General features: G+C 39.3%; 19 protein-coding genes and 1 pseudogene. 12 read left to right on the forward strand and 8 right to left on the reverse strand.

Going from position 1 to position 20,367, the window contains the following annotated elements:
• Positions 1 to 9 precede the first annotated feature (9 nt).
• Entirely contained in the window at positions 10 to 390 is a 381-nt protein-coding gene (gene gcvH, locus AACV33_RS14270; RefSeq protein WP_023604575.1) for a glycine cleavage system protein GcvH, read from the reverse strand.
• A gap of 296 nt (positions 391 to 686) precedes the next feature.
• Here gcvH and AACV33_RS14275 point away from each other — a divergent pair, with 296 nt between their 5' ends.
• The 3 genes from AACV33_RS14275 (at position 687) to AACV33_RS14285 (ending at position 3,844) form a co-directional block, all read left to right on the forward strand.
• On the forward strand, positions 687 to 1,295 hold the full coding sequence (locus AACV33_RS14275) for a helix-turn-helix domain-containing protein (protein WP_182700350.1): 609 nt from the start codon (positions 687 to 689) through the stop codon (positions 1,293 to 1,295).
• A gap of 77 nt (positions 1,296 to 1,372) precedes the next feature.
• A complete protein-coding gene (gene gcvT, locus AACV33_RS14280) occupies positions 1,373 to 2,491 on the forward strand; it encodes a glycine cleavage system aminomethyltransferase GcvT (protein WP_182700344.1) in 1,119 nt (372 codons plus the stop codon).
• 672 nt (positions 2,492 to 3,163) lie between these two features.
• Positions 3,164 to 3,844 carry a MaoC family dehydratase gene (locus AACV33_RS14285; RefSeq protein WP_017020836.1) on the forward strand — a complete coding sequence of 227 codons (681 nt, stop codon included), beginning with the start codon at positions 3,164 to 3,166 and terminating at the stop codon, positions 3,842 to 3,844.
• Between the two features lie 123 nt (positions 3,845 to 3,967).
• Here AACV33_RS14285 and AACV33_RS14290 read toward each other — a convergent pair whose 3' ends face one another.
• A complete protein-coding gene (locus AACV33_RS14290; protein ID WP_023604571.1) occupies positions 3,968 to 4,876 on the reverse strand; it encodes a chemotaxis protein in 909 nt (302 codons plus the stop codon).
• Between the two features lie 151 nt (positions 4,877 to 5,027).
• On the opposite strand from AACV33_RS14290, the gene AACV33_RS14295 reads away from it, so the two are divergent.
• The gene (locus tag AACV33_RS14295) at positions 5,028 to 5,306 is read left to right on the forward strand and encodes a peptidylprolyl isomerase (RefSeq protein ID WP_012551830.1); all 279 of its coding nucleotides are present in this window, start codon (positions 5,028 to 5,030) and stop codon (positions 5,304 to 5,306) included.
• Positions 5,307 to 5,396: 90 nt separating this feature from the next.
• Here the strand turns inward: AACV33_RS14295 and AACV33_RS14300 are convergent, their stop codons facing one another.
• Positions 5,397 to 6,701, reverse strand: coding sequence for an inosine/guanosine kinase (locus tag AACV33_RS14300; protein WP_012551831.1), 1,305 nt, complete (start codon positions 6,699 to 6,701; stop codon positions 5,397 to 5,399).
• 459 nt (positions 6,702 to 7,160) lie between these two features.
• Here AACV33_RS14300 and AACV33_RS14305 point away from each other — a divergent pair, with 459 nt between their 5' ends.
• Positions 7,161 to 8,204: a GMP reductase gene (locus tag AACV33_RS14305; RefSeq protein WP_017020834.1), complete on the forward strand. Its 1,044-nt coding sequence runs from the start codon at positions 7,161 to 7,163 to the stop codon at positions 8,202 to 8,204.
• A 476-nt stretch (positions 8,205 to 8,680) separates the two neighbouring features.
• Positions 8,681 to 8,971 carry a hypothetical protein gene (locus tag AACV33_RS14310; RefSeq protein WP_023604562.1) on the forward strand — a complete coding sequence of 97 codons (291 nt, stop codon included), beginning with the start codon at positions 8,681 to 8,683 and terminating at the stop codon, positions 8,969 to 8,971.
• Positions 8,972 to 9,114: 143 nt separating this feature from the next.
• Here AACV33_RS14310 and AACV33_RS14315 read toward each other — a convergent pair whose 3' ends face one another.
• A complete protein-coding gene (locus tag AACV33_RS14315; RefSeq protein ID WP_023604561.1) occupies positions 9,115 to 9,315 on the reverse strand; it encodes a hypothetical protein in 201 nt (66 codons plus the stop codon).
• Positions 9,316 to 9,652: 337 nt separating this feature from the next.
• On the opposite strand from AACV33_RS14315, the gene AACV33_RS14320 reads away from it, so the two are divergent.
• From AACV33_RS14320 to AACV33_RS14345, 6 genes are all read left to right on the forward strand, one after another.
• Complete coding sequence (locus tag AACV33_RS14320) at positions 9,653 to 9,982, forward strand: hypothetical protein (RefSeq protein ID WP_244886280.1); 330 nt, start codon at positions 9,653 to 9,655, stop codon at positions 9,980 to 9,982.
• Between the two features lie 278 nt (positions 9,983 to 10,260).
• Entirely contained in the window at positions 10,261 to 10,773 is a 513-nt protein-coding gene (locus AACV33_RS14325) for a superoxide dismutase family protein (protein ID WP_023604559.1), read from the forward strand.
• Positions 10,774 to 10,833: 60 nt separating this feature from the next.
• Positions 10,834 to 11,286, forward strand: coding sequence for a DUF302 domain-containing protein (locus tag AACV33_RS14330; protein WP_023604558.1), 453 nt, complete (start codon positions 10,834 to 10,836; stop codon positions 11,284 to 11,286).
• A 212-nt stretch (positions 11,287 to 11,498) separates the two neighbouring features.
• On the forward strand, positions 11,499 to 12,809 hold the full coding sequence (locus tag AACV33_RS14335; protein ID WP_182700345.1) for a GGDEF domain-containing protein: 1,311 nt from the start codon (positions 11,499 to 11,501) through the stop codon (positions 12,807 to 12,809).
• Positions 12,810 to 12,967: 158 nt separating this feature from the next.
• Complete coding sequence (locus AACV33_RS14340) at positions 12,968 to 13,624, forward strand: NAD(P)H-dependent oxidoreductase (RefSeq protein WP_182700346.1); 657 nt, start codon at positions 12,968 to 12,970, stop codon at positions 13,622 to 13,624.
• Between the two features lie 263 nt (positions 13,625 to 13,887).
• The gene (locus AACV33_RS14345) at positions 13,888 to 14,841 is read left to right on the forward strand and encodes a Kdo(2)-lipid IV(A) acyltransferase (RefSeq protein WP_023604555.1); all 954 of its coding nucleotides are present in this window, start codon (positions 13,888 to 13,890) and stop codon (positions 14,839 to 14,841) included.
• A gap of 154 nt (positions 14,842 to 14,995) precedes the next feature.
• On the opposite strand, the gene tkt is transcribed toward AACV33_RS14345, so the two are convergent.
• From tkt to AACV33_RS14365, 4 genes and pseudogenes are all read right to left on the reverse strand, one after another.
• Positions 14,996 to 17,002 carry a transketolase gene (tkt, locus tag AACV33_RS14350; RefSeq protein ID WP_182700347.1) on the reverse strand — a complete coding sequence of 669 codons (2,007 nt, stop codon included), beginning with the start codon at positions 17,000 to 17,002 and terminating at the stop codon, positions 14,996 to 14,998.
• A 67-nt stretch (positions 17,003 to 17,069) separates the two neighbouring features.
• On the reverse strand, positions 17,070 to 18,020 hold the full coding sequence (gene tal / locus AACV33_RS14355; RefSeq protein WP_017020373.1) for a transaldolase: 951 nt from the start codon (positions 18,018 to 18,020) through the stop codon (positions 17,070 to 17,072).
• 369 nt (positions 18,021 to 18,389) lie between these two features.
• Complete coding sequence (locus AACV33_RS14360) at positions 18,390 to 20,084, reverse strand: BatD family protein (RefSeq protein WP_255458609.1); 1,695 nt, start codon at positions 20,082 to 20,084, stop codon at positions 18,390 to 18,392.
• Between the two features lie 5 nt (positions 20,085 to 20,089).
• Positions 20,090 to 20,367, reverse strand: a pseudogene (locus AACV33_RS14365) (transporter); the annotation flags it as partial.

Consider the following 20,367-nt stretch of genomic DNA (forward strand, 5'->3'; position numbering starts at 1 on the left):
TTGTTATTTTTATTCTTCTTCGATGCTTTCAAGGTATTGATCGCCAGGAATTAAGCTTTCTAGTTGGCCTTCATCAGACAGTTTGATTTTAGCAATCCAACCACCTTCATACGGTTCTTCGTTAACAAGCTCAGGGCTGTCTTCAAGCTCTTCATTGATTTCTACAATCACACCAGAAATAGGTGCGTAAATGTCAGAAGCGGCTTTAACTGATTCAACCAAAGAGAAGTTTTCTCCTGCTGTTACTTCGTCATCAACGTCAGGTAAGTCTACAAATACAACATCACCAAGTAAGCCTTGAGCGTGGTTTGAGATACCGACTGTTACCGTACCGTCGCCATTTTCACGTACCCATTCGTGGCTTGCTGTAAATTTAAGATCTTTTTCCATGATTCTTCTCCAGTGTGAGTTGCTATTAGCAAATTAGCATTAAGTGAAATCAGAAGTGAGGGCGGTATTAATTACATCCATCACATTACATCTGATAAACATACAAGTGTGAAATGCAACATTCAACGTCGAAGTTTCCAATAAGAAACTTTGTTTCCCGTTTTGCTACCTAGCGCACTATTTGAGCATCCTTGTTGCCTTTTCTCTCGCAATTTTCCTCTGTAAAGTGAATATTAAGAACGCTATTTGGATGCTTAATGAGCAAGGAGAGCAACTTGAGTGAACCAAGAAATATAATGACAGAGGCTAAAATCGTTAAAGTAGAGAAAAATAACGAAGAGCAACCGATTGCTCCGCTTGATCTTGGTAAAAGATTAAAAGACATTCGTATTCAGCTTGGATTGACGCTTGAAGAAGCCAGCAAGCGAACGGGTTTGGCTCGTTCAACGTTATCAAAAATAGAAAATGAACAAATATCACCCACATTTCAGGCGTTGCAAAAGCTAGCCAGTGGATTGGATATTGATATCCCGCAAATATTTGAGCCGCCAAAGAAAAAAGGTGCGGTAGGAAGACGAGATATCACACTGGCAGATCAAGGTAAGCCGCATCCAACGGCCACTTATGAACATGAACTGCTGGCGACGCAATTATCCAACAAAAGAATGATGCCATTTAAAAGCCGCATACGTGCTCGAGATTTTAATGCGTACGCAGAATGGGTTCGTCATGACGGAGAAGAATTTTTATTGGTTCTAGAAGGTGAAGTTTGTTTTTACAGCGAATTCTATGAACCTGTTAATTTAGCGGTAGGGGACAGTGTTTATTATGAAGCGAGTATGGGACACGTGCTTATTTCAATCAGTGAAGAAGACGCTCAAATTCTCTGGGTTACGGCCAAATAATACGTAATCAATAAACGCTTACTTAATTAGAAAAATAACGACTAAATCAGCCAGTGATGGCACATGGAGAAAGAAGAATGTCAGAACAACTAAATAAAACTGCACTTTTTGATATGCACGTAGCTGCTGGCGCAAAAATGGTGTCATTTGCCGGTTATGATATGCCTGTCCAGTACCCACTTGGTGTGAAAAAAGAACACCTTCATACGCGTGATTCGGCGGGGTTGTTTGATGTATCGCACATGGGACAACTGCGATTAAAAGGTGAGGGCGCAGCGGCTGCATTAGAAGCATTGGTTCCGGTTGATATTATTGACCTTCCTTCTCAAAAACAACGTTATGCGTTCTTCACTAACGAAGAAGGCGGCATTATGGATGATTTGATGGTGGCTAATTTTGGTGATCATCTGTTTGTGGTGGTGAATGCGGCATGTAAAGAACAAGATATTGCGCATTTGCAAGCACACTTACCAAAAGGCGTTGTACTTGAAGTAATTGAAGATCGTGCTTTACTCGCACTTCAAGGACCAAAAGCCGCAGATGTGTTATCAAGGCTTCAACCTGCTGTGGCAAACATGTTGTTCATGGATTCAATCACGATCGATATTAATGGCATCGAATGTTATGTTAGCCGCTCTGGTTATACTGGCGAAGATGGTTATGAAATTTCTGTACCCAATGCTAAAGCAGCAGAACTAGCAGAGACATTAACGTCATTTGAAGATGTGGAATGGATTGGTCTTGGTGCGCGTGATTCACTGCGCTTAGAGTGCGGTCTGTGCTTATATGGTCATGATTTAGATACCACCACCACACCAGTTGAAGCAAGCTTGTTGTGGGGTATAAGTAAGAACCGTCGTGCGGACGGTGAAAGAGCCGGTGGTTTCCCTGGTGCGGATATTATTCTTAAACAGATTGAAACCAAAGATGTAAACCGTAAGCGTGTCGGTCTAGTTGGACAAACCAAGGCTCCAGTGCGTGAAGGCTGTAAATTGTTTGATGCGAATGATACTGAAATTGGTGTTATAACCTCTGGTACTGCAGGTCCGACAGCAGGTAAACCGGTGTCAATGGGATACTTAAGAACCGATCTTGCTGTTATTGGCACTGAAGTGTTCGCTGAAGTTCGAGGCAAAAAATTAGCAATGACCGTTGAAAAAATGCCGTTTGTACCTCAGCGTTATTATCGCGGTTAATCTTGAGTACGTTAATTTACGCTCTCAGTTTTAAAGAGTAAAGAAAGCCTCCAGACTTATTTGAGTTTGGAGGCTTTTATTTTGGATTATAGAACAGGTAATAACCTTGTTTGTATTCTCACCTAAAAGACGCGTGTTGTTAGTGTGTCGCCAATTAATACATCGTTGACGCGAGAGTATTTATCAATATTGGGATCTACGTTAGCTTATGGTAAAGCGTCTATTTCAATAATTTTACGGTTGAGCAAGTAATGCGGTGTCGTTGATATATATAATCGTCTAAAGAGATTTTTCTATGTTAAGAAAAAAGTGAGCGATGAAAATTACTGTTAACGTGTAAATTTATTGGAAAATTCATGAGTTTTACACTAAATTTTAATAGGAATGTAAACAAAAGAGAATCGCATTTTGGATCAATTTCAAATTTGTGATTATTTTTATTATTACGACATTATTAGCAAATATGAGAAGAATGGTGAGTTTTTGCTTTTAGAGCTGAATTTTTTGCACAGTGTACATTAATAGCAAGTCATTGTTCTATAGGTATAAAGTGAATCCTGGCGAACACTTGTAAGCTCGGAAGTATTTGCAAAAAAACGTGACGTGTAACACAATTGTACTTCTGGCGATTAAGCATTGTTTTTACGATTAGATATCAAATAAGGTTTCTCTATGAAGGTTGTCGATTTTCTGAAGCATAAGCGTGAATATCTGGCGAAACATCCATTTGAATTAAAAGACTGGATGTCACCAACCATTAAGGATTACTGGATTGAGTTTTTACAAAAAGCCAATAATATTCACATTATTTCTTGGGTGAAAGAGCACAAGCGTACCGTTAATTGTACGCAAGAAGCTGTTCAACCAGAGCCTGTTGAGATGAATGCAGAGACACAAACACTATACGAAGAACTGACTGCGCAATTAGGTGATGAAATTCACGTAGGCAGTTGGTCTGTAATGGATCAAGAACGTATCAATAATTTTGGTGCCGTTACAGAAGATCCACAATGGATTCATACCGATCCAGAAAGAGCCGCCGCAGAGTCACCTTTTAAAACCACTATTGCGCATGGCTTTTTAACATTATCAATGTTGTCTAAGATGACCGATAATGTAGGTAATGATAATTTACTTTTCCCTACTGCTAAAATGACGGTGAATTACGGATTGAACAAAGTTCGTTTTCCATACCCAGTAAAAGCAGGCAAGCGTATTCGTTCAAGGAGCACACTGTTATCAGTGACGCCGATTAAACGTGGCTTAGAAATTGAAACAGAAGTAAAAGTTGAGATCGAGAAATGTCGCCGCCCAGGGTGTGTTGCTGTTTCGGTGATCCGTTTATATTTCTAAAAGTGTAAAAACTGCTTACTTTATCGCTATTAAATGAAAAAGCCGCCGTATTCTTTATCGTTATTGTATAAAGAATACAGCGGCTTTTTTGTGTCTATTGTTTATTACTGTATTGACTGTTTATTACTGCATTGACGAAACAATACTTTCTCTGTGTCTTGCGCCACGTAACATTGCTTGGACAAGTTCTGTCGCCTCAAATTTGGTTAGGGCTTCATGTGCGCCGACTTGGTGTGCTTGTTCTACACAGATCTCGCTCGAAAGTGAAGTATGTAAGATAATGTACGCGTCTTTTAAACGAACGTCATTTTGGATTTCAAAGGCCAATTCATAGCCATCCAAACCGGGCATTTCAATGTCGCTAACAATAATATCAAATGGTCTCTGCTCCTGAGAGGCTTGTTTGAGTCTTTCATACGCATCCAAACCATTGGTTGCTACCTGATACGGAATGTTAATACTGTCTAAGGCACTAGAAAGTTGTTTTCTGGCAACGACAGAGTCATCGACGAGCATTATTTGCAGAGGTTTGAGCTTTTCTCTTTCTACATCAGAGAGAATTGGGTATAAATTTGATGTGTCTTCAGGGAAGATTTTTGAAAGCAACAATTCGACATCAAGCAATTGTACAATGCTATTTTCAACTCGTGTTATTCCAGTGACAAAGACATTTTTCCCTGCCGTTTCTGGAGAGGGTTCAATGGCTTTCCAATCGCATTCAATGATCTTATCAATGGCTCTTACTGCAAATCCCACGACCGTACGCATACAGTCAGTAATGATAATGTAGCAATCGTCGAACTCTTCTTTTTGAAGGGGACGAAAACCCACAGCAGCAGACATATCAATGATAGGAATCGCCATGTTTCTGATCGTTGCCGTTCCTAATACATGATGATGAGAATAAGGGATAGACGTTAATGCCTGAAAGGGAACGATCTCGCGAACTTTTAATGTACCAATAGCAAAACGTTGGGTTAACGTAAGCTTAAATAGCAACATACCTTGTGATTGGTTCGCCTTACTTTTCATCGATGCTAGCCTTTAATGAGGTAAATGGGGTTTCTTTTTATAGAGACCATTGTAGTTTTTTTGAGACGACATTGAAAGGTGAGGGTATCATTTGTATAAGGATAAACGGTATAATTACGCGATATTTACATGACATTATCTTGAGGCATTCATGGCTAATACGGCATCAGCACTACATATTCTTGTTAAACATAAAGAGCAAGCTGAAGACATCATTAAACAGCTTAATAAAGGCGCAAAATTTCATGTGCTAGCAAAGAAATATTCGAGCTGTCCATCAGGTAAAAAAGGGGGCGATTTGGGTGAATTTAAAAAAGGCCAAATGGTACCGCAGTTTGATAAAGTGTGTTTTAGTGGTGAAACGTTAGTTCCTCATTTAGTGAAAACCAAATTTGGTTGGCATGTGATTAAAGTACTTTACCGTACTTAAATTGACTGACCGAACGTTGAATCAATAAATACAAAAAATCCGACGCATGACGTCGGATTTTTATTATCTATAAAAACTATAGTAGATAGATTAACGCTCCCAATACGCTTCTTCTAAACAATCTTCACGCTCTGGCATTGCTTTAGAAAGACGTGGAGAGTGTTGAGTTAACACTTCGTAGCTTGCGCGATTTGAGTATTTACAAATTTGAGAGAAAGAGGAATAAGTTAAATATTCTTTATCATGCTTGCTTGAGTTAGGCACATTTTCTTTATGATAGAAGTTTGCAGCCATGTCGTGCAGTAATGCTGACAATGCCGCATCGCCTGCACCGTTAGTATTTTTAATCTCCATTGGGCCACCCATGTAAGGGGCAATGTGAGAAGAGACTTTAATTGGCTTAGTACAGAATGCTTTCATCATTGGACGGCTGTATTCAAAGCGATTGAACTCAGGAATGTTACCAGGAAGAAGTGGTTTATCAGTTTCACGTTTCATGCTTTCTTCAGTGAAGCCAGCCATGTAAAGACCGACAGGGCCTGCGGTACAAAGCACTAAATCAACCCATTCTAGGGCTTTATCCGCCGCGAGTAGGGGATCTTTCTCACCGGTTAACGCTTCTGCTTCTTCTTCGTTCATTGCCACAACAGTGACATTTTCCTTCAAGAATTTCTGCCACCATTCCGCTTTACCTTCAATGACGTATTTTGTGCCAAGCGTTAAAACGACAGGAACACCGTGCTCTTTCGCGCAATCAATCGCTTTTTGAACGGCATCCATCATTGGGTCGCCTTCTTTACCTCGAACAAGGTAAGAAGAAATCACTAATGCAGAGGCTTTATCAAAGATATGTTCAGGTACGTGTGCAGGACACAGTTGGTTCATGTCACCTTCGTTGATTGCAAACGTACGTTCGCCATCTTCTGTGATCAGCGTATAACAGCGGCCAATAGGGCCTTGAACCGGTTGTAAATGGTCTAAGTCCATACGGCTTGTCGTGTTACATAGGTAACGATAAGCGTAAGAACCGATTTTGATGTTTTCACTCATGACACCCAATAAAATAGATTTACTGTCGGCAAGTACTGAGTAGTTATGAAGGGTATTACCAATCGTATCGCCAGGGTATTCATGGCTTATTAAGTTTCTTTCAAAGAGTTCTTTATACAATGCTTCGGCTTTCGCTTCTTCAAGAACTAATGAATGGCCTTTACTTAATTGATGACGTTCTAAAAAATCATCATCGACTTTCGCTTCGATATCAACAATTGTTTGACCAACACCAATAAGATGAGTTCTCTCAAGTTTTGGTGTTTGGTTAATTTGATTCACTAGTGGATCGCGAGTGTGAACAGGAAAATAGTGTTTAGACTTACGTTGGCCAGGAAACTTCATGAATTAAATGTCATTAATAAGTGAATTTTCCGAGATTATATCACAACTTTTTTCATTAACATTCATGAATACATTAAAAATTTGCGAAGTAGATCACTCATGTTTTATTGGCTCAAATAGCAAACGTTTACCTTTCTTGCTTTTTGATGGTCGATTCAATAAATAGGGCTAGTTATTTATATGATCTAAATTTACTTATTGGTTAATTATTCTGTGATTTTGTTTTTTGCGGAGTTTTATTTTGTTGAGGCTGTATTGTTTGCAGATTTATCAATAATATCACAAAAAAAAATGAATTATCAGACTTGCGAAATAAGTTTCGGGCCCTATAATACTGAAAACCGGAGCGCCTGCCAGCGCCCCGGTTTTTTTGTGCCTGCCATCTTGGTTTGTTAACTGCCTTCTGCCAAAGGCAACAAGAGATAGTAGAGCCATTATCGATTATACGAGGAATTTATCATGCGTATCGAACAAGAATTAAAGTTAGGCTTCAAAGATGTACTGTTTCGTCCTAAGCGTTCAACACTGAAAAGTCGCTCTCAAGTCGAATTAACCCGCGAGTTTACATTTAAGCATAGCGGTCGTCAATGGTCTGGTACACCTGTAATTGCAGCTAACATGGATTCTGTAGGTAGTTTCGCTATGGCGAAGGCACTTTCTGAGCATGGTGTGATGACTGCGATTCATAAGCATTACACGGTTGAAGATTGGGCTGGTTTTGTAAAAGAGAGCGACGCTTCTGTTCTTAACAATTCAATGGTTTCTACGGGTACTTCTGAAGCTGATTTCCAAAAAACAAAAGATATCATGGCATTGACTGATGACTTGATCTTCATTTGTGTTGATATCGCAAATGGTTACTCAGAGCATTTAGTTCAATACGTAGAAAAAGTACGTGCTGAATTTCCAGATAAAGTAATCTCTGCAGGTAACGTTGTTACTGGCGATATGGTTGAAGAGCTTATCCTTGCTGGTGCCGATATCGTTAAAGTGGGCATTGGTCCGGGCTCTGTATGTACAACTCGTGTTAAAACAGGTGTTGGTTACCCACAACTTTCTGCAATCATTGAATGTGCTGACGCAGCGCATGGCCTTGGTGGTCGTATTATCGGTGATGGCGGCTGTTCATGTGCCGGTGACGTATCTAAAGCGTTCGGCGGCGGTGCTGATTTCGTAATGCTAGGCGGTATGCTCGCAGGTCACGAAGAGTCAGGCGGTGAAGTTATCGAGCAAGACGGTAAGCAGTTCATGAAATTCTACGGAATGTCTTCACAAAGCGCGATGGACAAGCACTCAGGTGGTGTTGCTAAGTACCGTGCAGCTGAAGGTAAAACCGTGCTATTACCTTACCGTGGTTCAGTTCATACAACGATTTCTGACATCCTTGGCGGTGTACGCTCAACGTGTACATATGTAGGCGCAGCAAAGCTTCGTGAGCTAACTAAGCGTACTACTTTCATCCGAGTACAAGAGCAAGAGAACAACGTTTACGGTAAAGAGTAACGACTCGATATTTCGTAAATAACGAATAATGAAAGGTCGCATTGAGCGGCCTTTTTTTGGGCCTAGAAATGAAAAATGGCGACAAAGTGGCGACAGATATTTATTTTATTTTTGCATGCAAAAATGAATATGCACTCATTTAGCATAAAAGCGCATAAACTATAAATTTGAGAGAGGGTTCTTTACTATCGTTTCATTGAGATAGTCTGGTCTAAAATGGACTTAACCTCTGTATGAAAGGCCGTTAGTATGAGGTAATATGACTAGAATAATCCAATGTTCGGGTAGAATGCTCGAAATTATCGATAGAAAGTATTCATTCAAAGAAGATATGTTTGTTTGTCGAATTCGATTTATACTAATCAATAATAATGGGCGGGGAATACCAACATATTTTAGTCATACAACCAATTTTGATGATACGTTTTTAGATGCTTTTGTTGAAAGCGCTAAACAGTTCTATAAGGAAAATCGCCATGCTTATTAAAAATTTCAAACAAGTATCAAGTTTTAAACTTAAACGCCCAAATGAGAATGTAACGTTCTTTTTGAATCAAGCGATTGAATGGCATGAAGAAGGGTTTACAGCGGCAGAAATGGCAGAAATGATGTTTAAATATCAATTGTATTCAGGTAAAGGTTATGAACATATTCGGTCGAGTATTTATAAAATGGCAGAGCGATATTGTAATGAGTTTGATGATAGAAAATCAATTGTAGAGCCTAAAAAGTCAAAGAGATTTCGACTTAAATCAGATTTCTTTTAATATCATACGCAGTAAATTAGACTTATTTAACCTTAGTTTACAGAGAAGACAATCTGGAACTAAATACGACATGTATTTTTGGAATGAAAAATAAAATAGGGGAATGAACCTACAGAGATAGGTTCATCGTATTAATTTACGCACTAGTTGTTGTAATACCTTTCGCCATCAATCACCCAGCTGGCAATGACGTTCATGTCTTTTATTTCAATCTTAATCTCTGTCATGTTTCTGGCGCCTTTACCGATTAAATCTGAGTAAAGTTGCTCAGCTTCTCTTTCCGCTGTTGCTTGGCCTGCAGATCCTAATCCTTCAGGTATTTCGTATATAAACTCTGGTTTCATAATAATATTTCTCCTTTTTATATTAAGTATGTAAAACCCTAGCATAAATTCTGTAGCAGAAAGTAAACCAGCTTCACAGAAATATTACCTCTAGAGTGGAGTGAATAATTTACACGACAACACCGTTATTAAGGAGTAACTGAGTGATGATTCATAAGAGATCATACCAATAATTAATGAAATAACGTTTAGAACGGTGAGCTAAGATCTCGTTATGAAAGCGAAGCTGACTCTAATATGAAGAGTGTAAAATACGTGGTGGTTGCTCCCACAGAAGCGCTGAAATCTGAGTTAGTTTAATAATAAAGCTCACAGTTTTGTTTTTTATTTGATATAAGTGAGTTCGAAATTTAAGGCATTAGAGCGTGAAATGGTTAAATATGATGTAAGTGGATTTGATATTCAAATTACAGCGGAGCTATCGGGCATCCAAGTTGTGCATGCCGAGTTGGATCTTCAATCTACGACGGATGATAACGTTGAAATCGTTAAGAAGTATCGTTTATGTAGTGATACGCAAGTGGATACGGTTCAAGATATCATGACGATTATTAATACAAATTCAGCAAATACTAATCAAGTTATGATTCGTGAGTTTGAAGGGTGCAGTCATGTGACCTTTATGTTTGATGATACACCAATGGAATTTACGGGAATTGAACTTTAATACCATTAACCACCTTAGGGTGGTTTTTTTATACCCAATAGTTAAACAAAAAAGCGATGCTCTTCTTTAATGGTGAGTTAGACCACTACGGGGGATTCATCGTCGCTGCGTCTTAATGTTGGGGTTGTGTTACAGATATTTACTCGATGAAGTACACTCAAAGTATTATTTGCTGAGTCAATCGAAAAAATCGATTGATAACTAATAAATTAATCGTTATTTATAATTTCGGAGCCATGCTATAAATGCGGTGAAATTTTTATATTAAGGATAATTTCATGTTTAAAAAACTTTTACTTACTACCTTGTTCGTTGCGTCAGCTGGAGCGAGTGCATCAGACATTTCAATTGAAATGAAAGATTTAGATTCAGGTAAAATTGTTGGTTATGTATCAGCAGAGCAAAATGAGTATGGCGTGGTATTTACGCCGAATTTGTCGGGATTACCACAAGGTTTACATGGTTTTCATGTCCACGAAAATCCTTCTTGTGATACCTCTGAAAAGAATAGTCAAACTATTTTAGGCGGTGCAGCGGGAGGTCATTATGATCCAATGAAAACAGGGCAACATGGTTTTCCATGGTCTAATGATAGCCATTTAGGGGATCTGCCTCCACTTTACGTTGATATGGACGGCAATGCAGTGCAACCGGTCTTATCACCTAAAATTACGCTAGCTAACTTATCTGGTCGCGCATTAATGATACATGCTGGCAGTGATAATCATTCTGATCATCCTAAAGCTCTGGGTGGTGGCGGTGCTCGTTTAGTGTGTGGTGTTATCAAGTAATAAATAGATGAAAATTGAGAATGAATACGTCTTCAAATAATTAAAATAAAAGGTATGTTTATGATTAAGTTTATTTCGCTTGGTGTCATTATGTTTACCGCTTCTTTTGCAGTAAGTGCAGAAGAAAGTGTGATTAAATACGAGAGTTCGTACTCTGTAAAAGAAACCGCTAATAGATTTGAATCTATTGCTGAAAGTAAAGGGTTTACTCTGTTCACAAGGGTAGATCATCAAAAAAATGCAGCCAGTGTGAATATGGATTTAAGACCAACCGAGGTGATTATTTTTGGTAACCCCAAGGTTGGAACACTCTTGATGCAGTGCGCGCAAGATGTTGCCATTGACCTGCCTCAAAAGGTGCTTATTACCGAAGATGTAAATCAAAAAGTATGGCTATCATATAATAATCCGAGTTACCTTAAAGAGCGTCATAACATGAAAGGATGTGATGCTGTTATTGGTAAAGTATCTACGGTACTTAACAAACTGGCATTAGCAACAATCGCTAAATAATCAGCGGTATAAACTAATGTAGAAATCAAAGGTCGCATTGAGCGGCCTTTTTATGTTTAAAGAGTATGTTACAGAGGTTTTACTTTCTGAATTTATGTTGTTGAATTGAAAGTATTTTATTTAAATCATGATCTTGTCCCATCTTATATAAAAATACTGATTGTATTATCTATGTCTTGGTTTATATTTGATGATTTTTTGTGAGGAATAAAATGCCAAATAGCAAACAAAATTATGTACTTACTCATGAAACTTTTGTTTTCTTGAAAATATGGGGGATAATTCTGTGTGTACTTTGGGTATTTTATTTCTTCTTTAATATCGTGTCTTTACATCGATTAGAGCGTGGTGTAGTCGAAGATTACAAAGGCATTTACTCTATCAGTCGTCGTTTCTCATCTTATTATAATAATGTCGATTCTATCTTTTTAGAGAAAGGCGAATACAACCGTAATGGCGTCCATATTGTTGTTAATCGTGATACCGAAGTTAAAGTGTTGTCTACTGGCATTAAAAAATTACGGACCGAATTAGAAAAGTTAATTGGAGGCAGCTTATGGACGATTGCTGTTTTTGAAAACCCGTCTAAATATGTGCATTTTGATCCATTGAGAAAAAGCTATGAAATGTTTTATGACGGCTTGAATAACGAAAACGTCATCGAAGAAATTGTAGATAAAGAAAGTTTAAATGCCACGTATCAATCTTTCTATGGGTGTAATTTAAAATTAACAGAAAAGTATACAGAGAAAGGCATGAATGAAATCATTCGCTCTGTCTATTACCCGATATACAATAAGAAACACCTTGATTCATTGTTAATTGTTGATATTAAAGCGTCGTTACTTTCAGATAAAGTTAAGACGTTTAATGATGAAAATAACACCGTTATTAACAGCAATAGCACGAATAACAGTTATCAAGAATCGATGCTTTTACCTTGCTCTGCTCAAGATGAGATAACACTAGGAATACGATTGATAGATCTTATCAAAGAGATCTTAATGCCTTCGTTATTATTGTCGTTAAGTTTTTACCTTTTACGATTAAATTTCAATCATCGCAAAAAACTAGTGCAGTTTGATCGCATGACTGGCTTTTATCGACGTGATTTTTACGAGAAACGTTTACAGAAAAAGACATCGCATTCGCTACTTCTTATTGATATTGACCACTTTAAGCGTATTAACGACACCTATGGGCATAAAATTGGTGACGAAGTTATTCAAGAAGTTGCTGTACGTATTTTGAATCAAATAGAACCTAAAGACATCGCGGTTCGTTGGGGAGGCGAAGAGTTTATCGTCGCTTTTGAGCCCTTAACAGAAGATCAGTTAGCCATTAAAGCGGATCTAATTCGAGCTGTGATTGAAAAGCATGAGATTAAAGGGATTGAAGTTACGATTTCTATTGGTGGTGTGGTAAGCCGAGATACGTCATTTAGTTATGCTTACAAACGAGCGGATGCCGCGCTCTATACATCAAAAGAGAGTGGACGAAATAAAGTGACTATTGTGAGTTAGTGGCTTTATCGAGGTGCCATAAATACAATGGAATGAGTAAAAAGAAACTAGGTTACTAAAAGTTAACTGGTTGACTTCACTCTCTACTGGTGCAAAACTTATTTCATCAAAGCTTAACTACATTTGAATCAATCAAACAGATGACAGGCAGAATTATAATGAAGCATCAAATTATTAAAGATTTAGAAAACCGTTATACCGCTAAAAAATACGACTCAAGCAAGAAAGTATCTCAAGACGATCTTGCTGTATTGCTAGAAGCGTTGCGTTTGTCTGCGTCATCAATTAATTCTCAACCTTGGAAATTTGTTGTGATTGAATCTGATGAAGCGAAACAACGCATGCATGACTCATTCGCGAATATGCATCAATTTAACCAGCCTCATGTTAAAGCCTCTTCTCATGTGATCTTATTTGCTCATAAAGTTAAGTACACGCGTGAAGATTACGAAGTTGTGGTTGATAAAGGCATTGCGGATAAACGTATGCCTGAAGACAAGAAAGAAGCGGCGTTTGGTGCATACGGTTTTGTTGAACTGAATAAAGATGAAAAGGGTGAGCATAAGGCGTGGACTAAGTCTCAAACCTATCTTGCACTTGGAAATGCGCTGCATACGCTTGCTCGCTTGAATATCGATTCGACGACAATGGAAGGCATTGACCCTCAACTTGTGGGGGAATTATTTTCAGAACAATTAGACGGTTATGAGTGTCATGTTGCGCTTGCTATTGGTTACCACCATGCAAGTGAAGACTACAACGCAGGTTTACCAAAATCTCGTAAAGCGTTTGATGATGTAATTACTGTTTTGTAAGCGTTTAAATAATAAAAACCAGCTTAATTGCTGGTTTTTTTGTTCATGGCTTCCATTCGAATGACCATGTAATAGGTAAGTACAAGATACGTCATAGCGTAGTTATCAGCCATAATTGTTATTATCACAGGATAGATAAGCGAAATTCATTAGGATTTAGGCTTAATTGAAGTAAGAATTTCTATTATGACTGCTATTTTCACTAAAATTTCATGACACTTGTATTATACTGATACTAATCTCAGTTTTGATAAGGTTGAATGATGAAAACCGTTCCAAGCCCTAAATTTACATGGAATCTGTTGTCTCCGAAATATTGGTTTTTATGGGGCTTTTTTGCTGTTCTTGCTATTTTAGTTAATGTCCTTCCTTTTTTTATCCTTAAACTATTGGGAAGTGGAATAGGAAAAGTCTTTCAGCTATTTTTAAAGAAGCGGGGAGATATTGCTCGAAAAAACTTAACGCTCAGTTTTCCTCATTATTCGCGATTAGAAATAGAAAATATCGTTCAAGAGAATTTTAAAAACACAGGCTTAGCCATTATTGAAATGGGAATGGCGTGGTTTTGGCCTGATTGGCGAGTTAGACGTCACGTATCGATCATTGGTAAAGAAAAAATATTAGAGCAAGAAAAAGAAGGGCGAGGCGTACTAGTTATATGTTGTCACTTTTTAAACTTGGAAATGACGGCTCGAATATTCAGTCTATTTGCTCCTGGCTATGGCGTTTATCGTGCTAACAGTAACCCTGTATTTGAGTTTATTCAACACCGAGGTCGTACCCGTAAAGGCCACCAGATGATCGATCGTCATGATGTAAAAAGTATGGTTAAAGTACTTAAATCTGGCAATCGTCTTTGGTATTTGCCTGATCATGATTATGGTAAGAAAAACGCGGTGTTTGTTCCATTTTTTGCTGTAGAAGAAGCGGCAACAACGACGGGATCTAGTTTCTTAATTGATATGTCTAAATGTGCGGTGATGTCAGGATCGAGTATTCGAAAAGGCAGTCATTATACGTTAGAAGTGGGTAATGATTTAAGCGATGAAATCCCTCGTAGAGACGCGGTAACCGCCGCTAAAGTATTGAACCATGAGATTGAGCGTTTAATTAATAAAGGGCTCTCTCAATGGATGTGGTTGCATAAGCGTTTTAAAACTCAACCTGAGAGTGCACAAGATCAAGACAGATATAAGAATGTGATCCTGCACGATTAAGGGAACGGCTTAACTATAAAAGAAAGCATAAAAAAACCTCGATAAGCTCAAGTATAAACTGGAGATCCTACGAGGTTTTTTTGTTAAAGGACTTACTGTAATAGTAAGTCCTTTTTTGTATTGTTTTATTTGTTCAGTGAAGCGATTTGCTTAATTAAGCTAAAAGCTCTTTTGCTGTTTTCACTGCATTTTCAGTAGTGAAACCAAACATTTTGAACAGCTCTTCAGCCGGTGCTGATTCGCCAAACGTTGTCATACCAATGATCTTGCCGTTTAAACCAACGTACTTGAACCAGAAGTCAGCAATACCCGCTTCAATAGCAACACGTTTTGTTACTGATGATGGTAGAACTGCTTCGCGGTACGCTGCGTCTTGTTTATCAAACGCATCAGTTGCAGGCATTGATACAACACGTACCGCTTTACCTTCAGCAGTTAGTTGAGCCGCAGCTTCAACCGCAAGCTGAACTTCAGAGCCTGTAGCGATAAAGATTAGTTCAGGTTGGCCTTCACAATCTTTAAGAATGTAGCCACCTTTAGCGATGTTAGCTACTTGCTCTGCATCACGCTCTTGTTGTGCAAGATTTTGACGAGAGAAGATAAGTGCTGATGGGCCATCGCGACGTTCAATCGCAAGTTTCCATGCTACAGCAGATTCAACTTGGTCACATGGACGCCATGTGCTCATGTTTGGTGTTAGACGTAGAGAAGCCACTTGCTCAACCGGTTGGTGAGTTGGACCATCTTCGCCTAGACCGATTGAATCGTGTGTGTACACTTGAATGTTCTGAATTTTCATCAGTGCAGCCATACGCATTGCGTTACGTGCGTATTCCATGAACATTAGGAATGTTGCGCCGTAAGGTACGAAACCACCGTGTAACGCCATGCCGTTCATGATAGCTGTCATACCAAATTCACGAACACCGTAGTGAATGTAGTTGCCAGAGAAATCATCCGCGGTTAGTGATTTAGAACCAGACCACATTGTTAGGTTAGAAGGAGCAAGGTCAGCAGAGCCGCCCATGAATTCAGGTAACATGGTACCGAACGCTTCTAATGCATTTTGTGATGCTTTACGTGATGCGATGTTTGCAGGGTTAGCTTGAAGCTCTGCAATGATTGCATTTGCTTTTTCTTCCCACTCTGCGGGTAAATCACCGTTTACGCGGCGAGTAAATTCTGCTGCAAGTTTTGGGTAGGCTGCTTCATAAGCTGCAAACTTCTCATTCCACGCCGCTTCCTTAGTTGCGCCTGCGTCTTTCGCGTTCCATTCTGCGTAAACTTCCGACGGAATTTCAAAAGAACCGTACTCCCAACCTAATTTTGCTTTCGCTGCTTTAATTTCGTCGTGACCTAGTGGAGCACCGTGACAGTCATGTGTGCCTTCTTTATTTGGAGAGCCAAAACCGATGATAGTTTTAGTACAAATCAGAGTCGGGCGAGGGTCTGCTTTTGCTGCTACGATTGCCGCATTAATTGCATCAGCATCGTGGCCATCAACCGCAGGGATCACATGCCAGCCGTACGCTTCAAAACGTTTAGGTGTATCGTCAGAGAACCAACCTTCCACTTCACCATCGATAGAGATGCCGTTGTCATCCCAGAAAGCAACCAGCTTACCAAGACCAAGCGTACCCGCTAGAGAGCATGACTCATGAGAGATACCTTCCATCAAACAACCATCACCCATGAATGCATAAGTGAAGTGATCAACGATGTCGTGGCCTTCTTTGTTGAACTGCGCGGCTAATGCTTTTTCAGCCATCGCCATACCAACTGCATTTGTGATGCCTTGGCCTAGAGGACCAGTTGTTGTTTCGATGCCTGGTGCATAACCGTACTCAGGGTGACCTGGTGTTTTAGAATGCAATTGACGGAAGTTTTTAAGATCTTCAATTGATAATTCATAACCTGCAAGGTGAAGCAGAGAATAAATTAGCATAGAACCGTGGCCATTCGAAAGAATGAAACGGTCGCGATCAGCCCAATCAGGGTTTGCAGGGTTATGGTTTAGGTGAGAGCGCCAAAGTACTTCAGCGATGTCAGCCATGCCCATTGGTGCGCCAGGGTGACCAGAGTTTGCTTGTTGCACGCCGTCCATGCTTAAAGCACGAATTGCATTAGCTAGATGCTTATTTGTTAGAGAAGATCGATTCATAATAATTAACTCGAATATTTGAATAAAAGAAGGGCCGATAAATATCAGCCCAATTTGAAATTATGTATTAAAGCTTAGCTGCTATCATTTCTTCAAGCTTGCCTTGGTCAACCGCAAAGTTACGGATGCCTTCAGCCAGTTTCTCAACCGCCATTGGGTCTTGGTTGTGATCCCATAAGAATTCCGCGTGAGTCATTGCTGCTGGGCATTCTTTATTGCCGTTAGTATCAATTAGTTTCTCAACCACTTCGCCAGTGGCGTCTTCAAGTTCTTGAAGTAGATTAGGGCTAATTGTTAGACGGTCACAACCTGCTAACTCAAGGATTTCACCGATGTTACGGAAGCTTGCGCCCATTACGACTGTTTTGTAGCCGTGCTCTTTGTAGTAGTTATAGATACCAGCAACAGAGATAACACCTGGATCTTCGCTTGGTTCAAAATCACGACCTTCTTTTGCTTTGTACCAGTCCATAATGCGACCAACAAAAGGAGAGATTAAGAAAACGCCTGCTTCAGCACATGCACGCGCTTGAGCGAAAGAGAAAAGAAGCGTTAGGTTACAGTTGATGCCTTCTTTTTCTAGAACTTCAGCAGCGCGAATACCTTCCCACGTTGAAGCCAGTTTGATAAGGATGCGATCGTTAGTGATGCCGGCATCGTTGTACATTTTGATAAGTTGGCGCGCTTTTGCAATGCTGCCTTCTGTGTCGTAAGAAAGACAAGCGTCTACTTCTGTAGAGATACGACCAGGAACTACTTTTAAGATTTCTTTACCAATGCTCACTGCAAGCATGTCACACGTATCTTGTACTTGCTGTGCTTTGTCGTTGCTTTGTGCTTTTGCGTATTCAATTGAAGCATCAATTAATGGCGCGTACTCTGCAATTTGTGCTGCTTTTAGAATTAGAGAAGGGTTAGTGGTTGCATCTTCAGGTGTGTATTTCGCAATTGCTTCAATATCACCAGTGTCTGCTACTACTGTTGTTAGTTTACGAAGTTGTTCTAATTGAGTTGTCATACTACTTACCCTTACTGATCACATGCTGTTTAGCATCTTCTTTAAAGTCCGTTTCGCTGCCATTGATTCTCATTTGCTTGAACAAATGAAATGGTAGTGAACATTTGATGCATCAATAATTGAGCTTTATGGGATAGATGTCAATGGTAAATAATAAAATAAAGAGAATAAGAAGAAGTTTTATTTGAAAATTTGATAGAGATCGTTTGCGTAAACTAGGAACAAAAACCAATAGAGGCTTAATTCAAATCGTAAATAAAGAATAGTGACAAAAGCGAGGGGGAATAAGGGGTAGATGATCATTCATAATAAAAAATAGCCAGTTGACTCAACTGGCTATTTGGGACGATTAAAAGAGAGCACTTAACGTTATAGTTGCTCCAAGGTAACCTCTTTTGAACTTGCTATATTTTTCTTATTCAATAAAGCATTAATCTCAGTGATTATGTGTTTTGTTGAGTTTAACTTGTTGTTTTCTTTTGAGTATTGTTGCTGGCTAAGTGCAGTGATGCACATTTTAATTGCACCAACATCAATGCCTTGTTCTAACAGTAAAGGGGCTAGATCCATTAAGATTTGATGCGCTAATATACTGTTGTTATCACTTACTGCACGGATGAGTGCTTTTGTGTCAATAGTACTTGTACCTACTGTGTGCTTTTCTTCTTTTTTAGAAGACTGAACTTTTGTATGGTGGATGTACCATGCAAGAAGCGTTATCAACCATAATAAAGCGAACAGAACGGTGGTATAAGGCCAAAAACTTTGAGCTTCATCACGTTTTTCTACGTCAACAGGCTGCGCATATGTTTGTTGCTGGATCTTTTGCTCATCAGTTTGAGTGCTTGGTGTGATAGTTAACTGCAATGATTCAAGGGTTGCGGTCTCTGATTGTCGTGTCTTACTGTTCCACCATTGAACGGAAACTGCCGGTAATGTCACGCTTCCCGCTTTGTGTGGAATGATAACTTGTTTAATTGTCATCACACTGTTTCCTTCACTGTCTGTGCCTATTATGGGCTTTTCATCGTACATACGAACCGATTTAGGGTACTCAATGGACAGTGTTGGTAATTTTTCTGGCGGAACATCAGCCATGTTCAGAATTATCTGACGAGTGATAGCAGTGCCGGCCTCAATGGTTGTGGATATCATTGGTTTTCCATCAATTAGCCATTGTTGACCTAGTTTTAAACTAGAGGTTGGTAACCAAGTGCCTTTAAAGTCGGCAGGTTTTGCTAATACGGTTAATTGATAATTCTCTGGTGAGATGTTTAATGGGATCAGTTTAGTGCTACGTCCATAACGATCCGTTTGGATCAGGCCGCCAGTAAAAGCCAAGCCTGAAAAATGCAGTTCACCTACTTTATCTGCGCTGACATTGAAAGTCTGTTCAACGACGGTGGCTTGCAATCCATCAATCACGGTTTGGTATTGTTTACTTTCACCAACAGGGGAAAACTCAACGCCATTGCCTTGTGGGGTTATGATGTTGGGATCTTTTAAACGACGCGTATCAGCAAAGATGGCAATTTTGGCATGAAATTGTGCCGTTTCACCTTCGTATAATTCTGACTTGGTTAATTCACCACTGACTTTAATCACATCACTGCTTTTTGGTGCTGTGGCGTCTTTGTTGACTCGAATTGTGATTGGATTAGTTTTCTCACCGGCAACGTTCAAACTAGGAATGGTTAGCGTGCCCATTCTTGTTGGAGCAATAGAGACCGTCCATTGACTTTGTACACTGTATTCGCCATTGACGAGTGATCGTGAGCTACCAAAGCTCACTTGGCCTGAGCGGAAGTCGTTACCAAGCTGGCTTGTATCAAACTTACTTTGATCGGCACTTTTATCGACTGACACCATTAACTGAATCACTTCGTTTTCAGTAATTTGGTTTTTGCTCACGGTTGCTGTCGCTTGAGCGTAACTTAACGAGATGCCACTTACACACAGCACTGCAAATAAGACGACTTTTTTTATTAGAGACGTATTAATAATAGAAAAGCGCATTGTAGAAGCCTTCATCATGGAAGATAGGGTGACTTGTTTTATACTCATCAAAATTACCATTCATTTTCAGAAGCTTGTGGCGCTTCTTGTTGTTGAGCTTGTAAATAGAGTTGGGCACGAAGTAATTCATCTTCTTTTGCGCCAGATTGCTCTAGTTTCTGTAAACGAGGATCGGTTTTTATCACATCACTGTTTGGTGGCACTTGTTGTGATTGCATCTGAGCTTGTTGTTTCTCGTCTGCTTTATCTTGCTCGCTTTTTTTGTCTTCTTCAGCTTTAGCTGCGGCTGATTTCTCTTCTTCTTGTTTTTGCTGTTGTTCTTTTTCTTTTG

The organism is Aliivibrio sp. SR45-2 (genome assembly GCF_963890165.1).
GTDB classification, from domain to species: domain Bacteria; phylum Pseudomonadota; class Gammaproteobacteria; order Enterobacterales; family Vibrionaceae; genus Aliivibrio; species Aliivibrio salmonicida.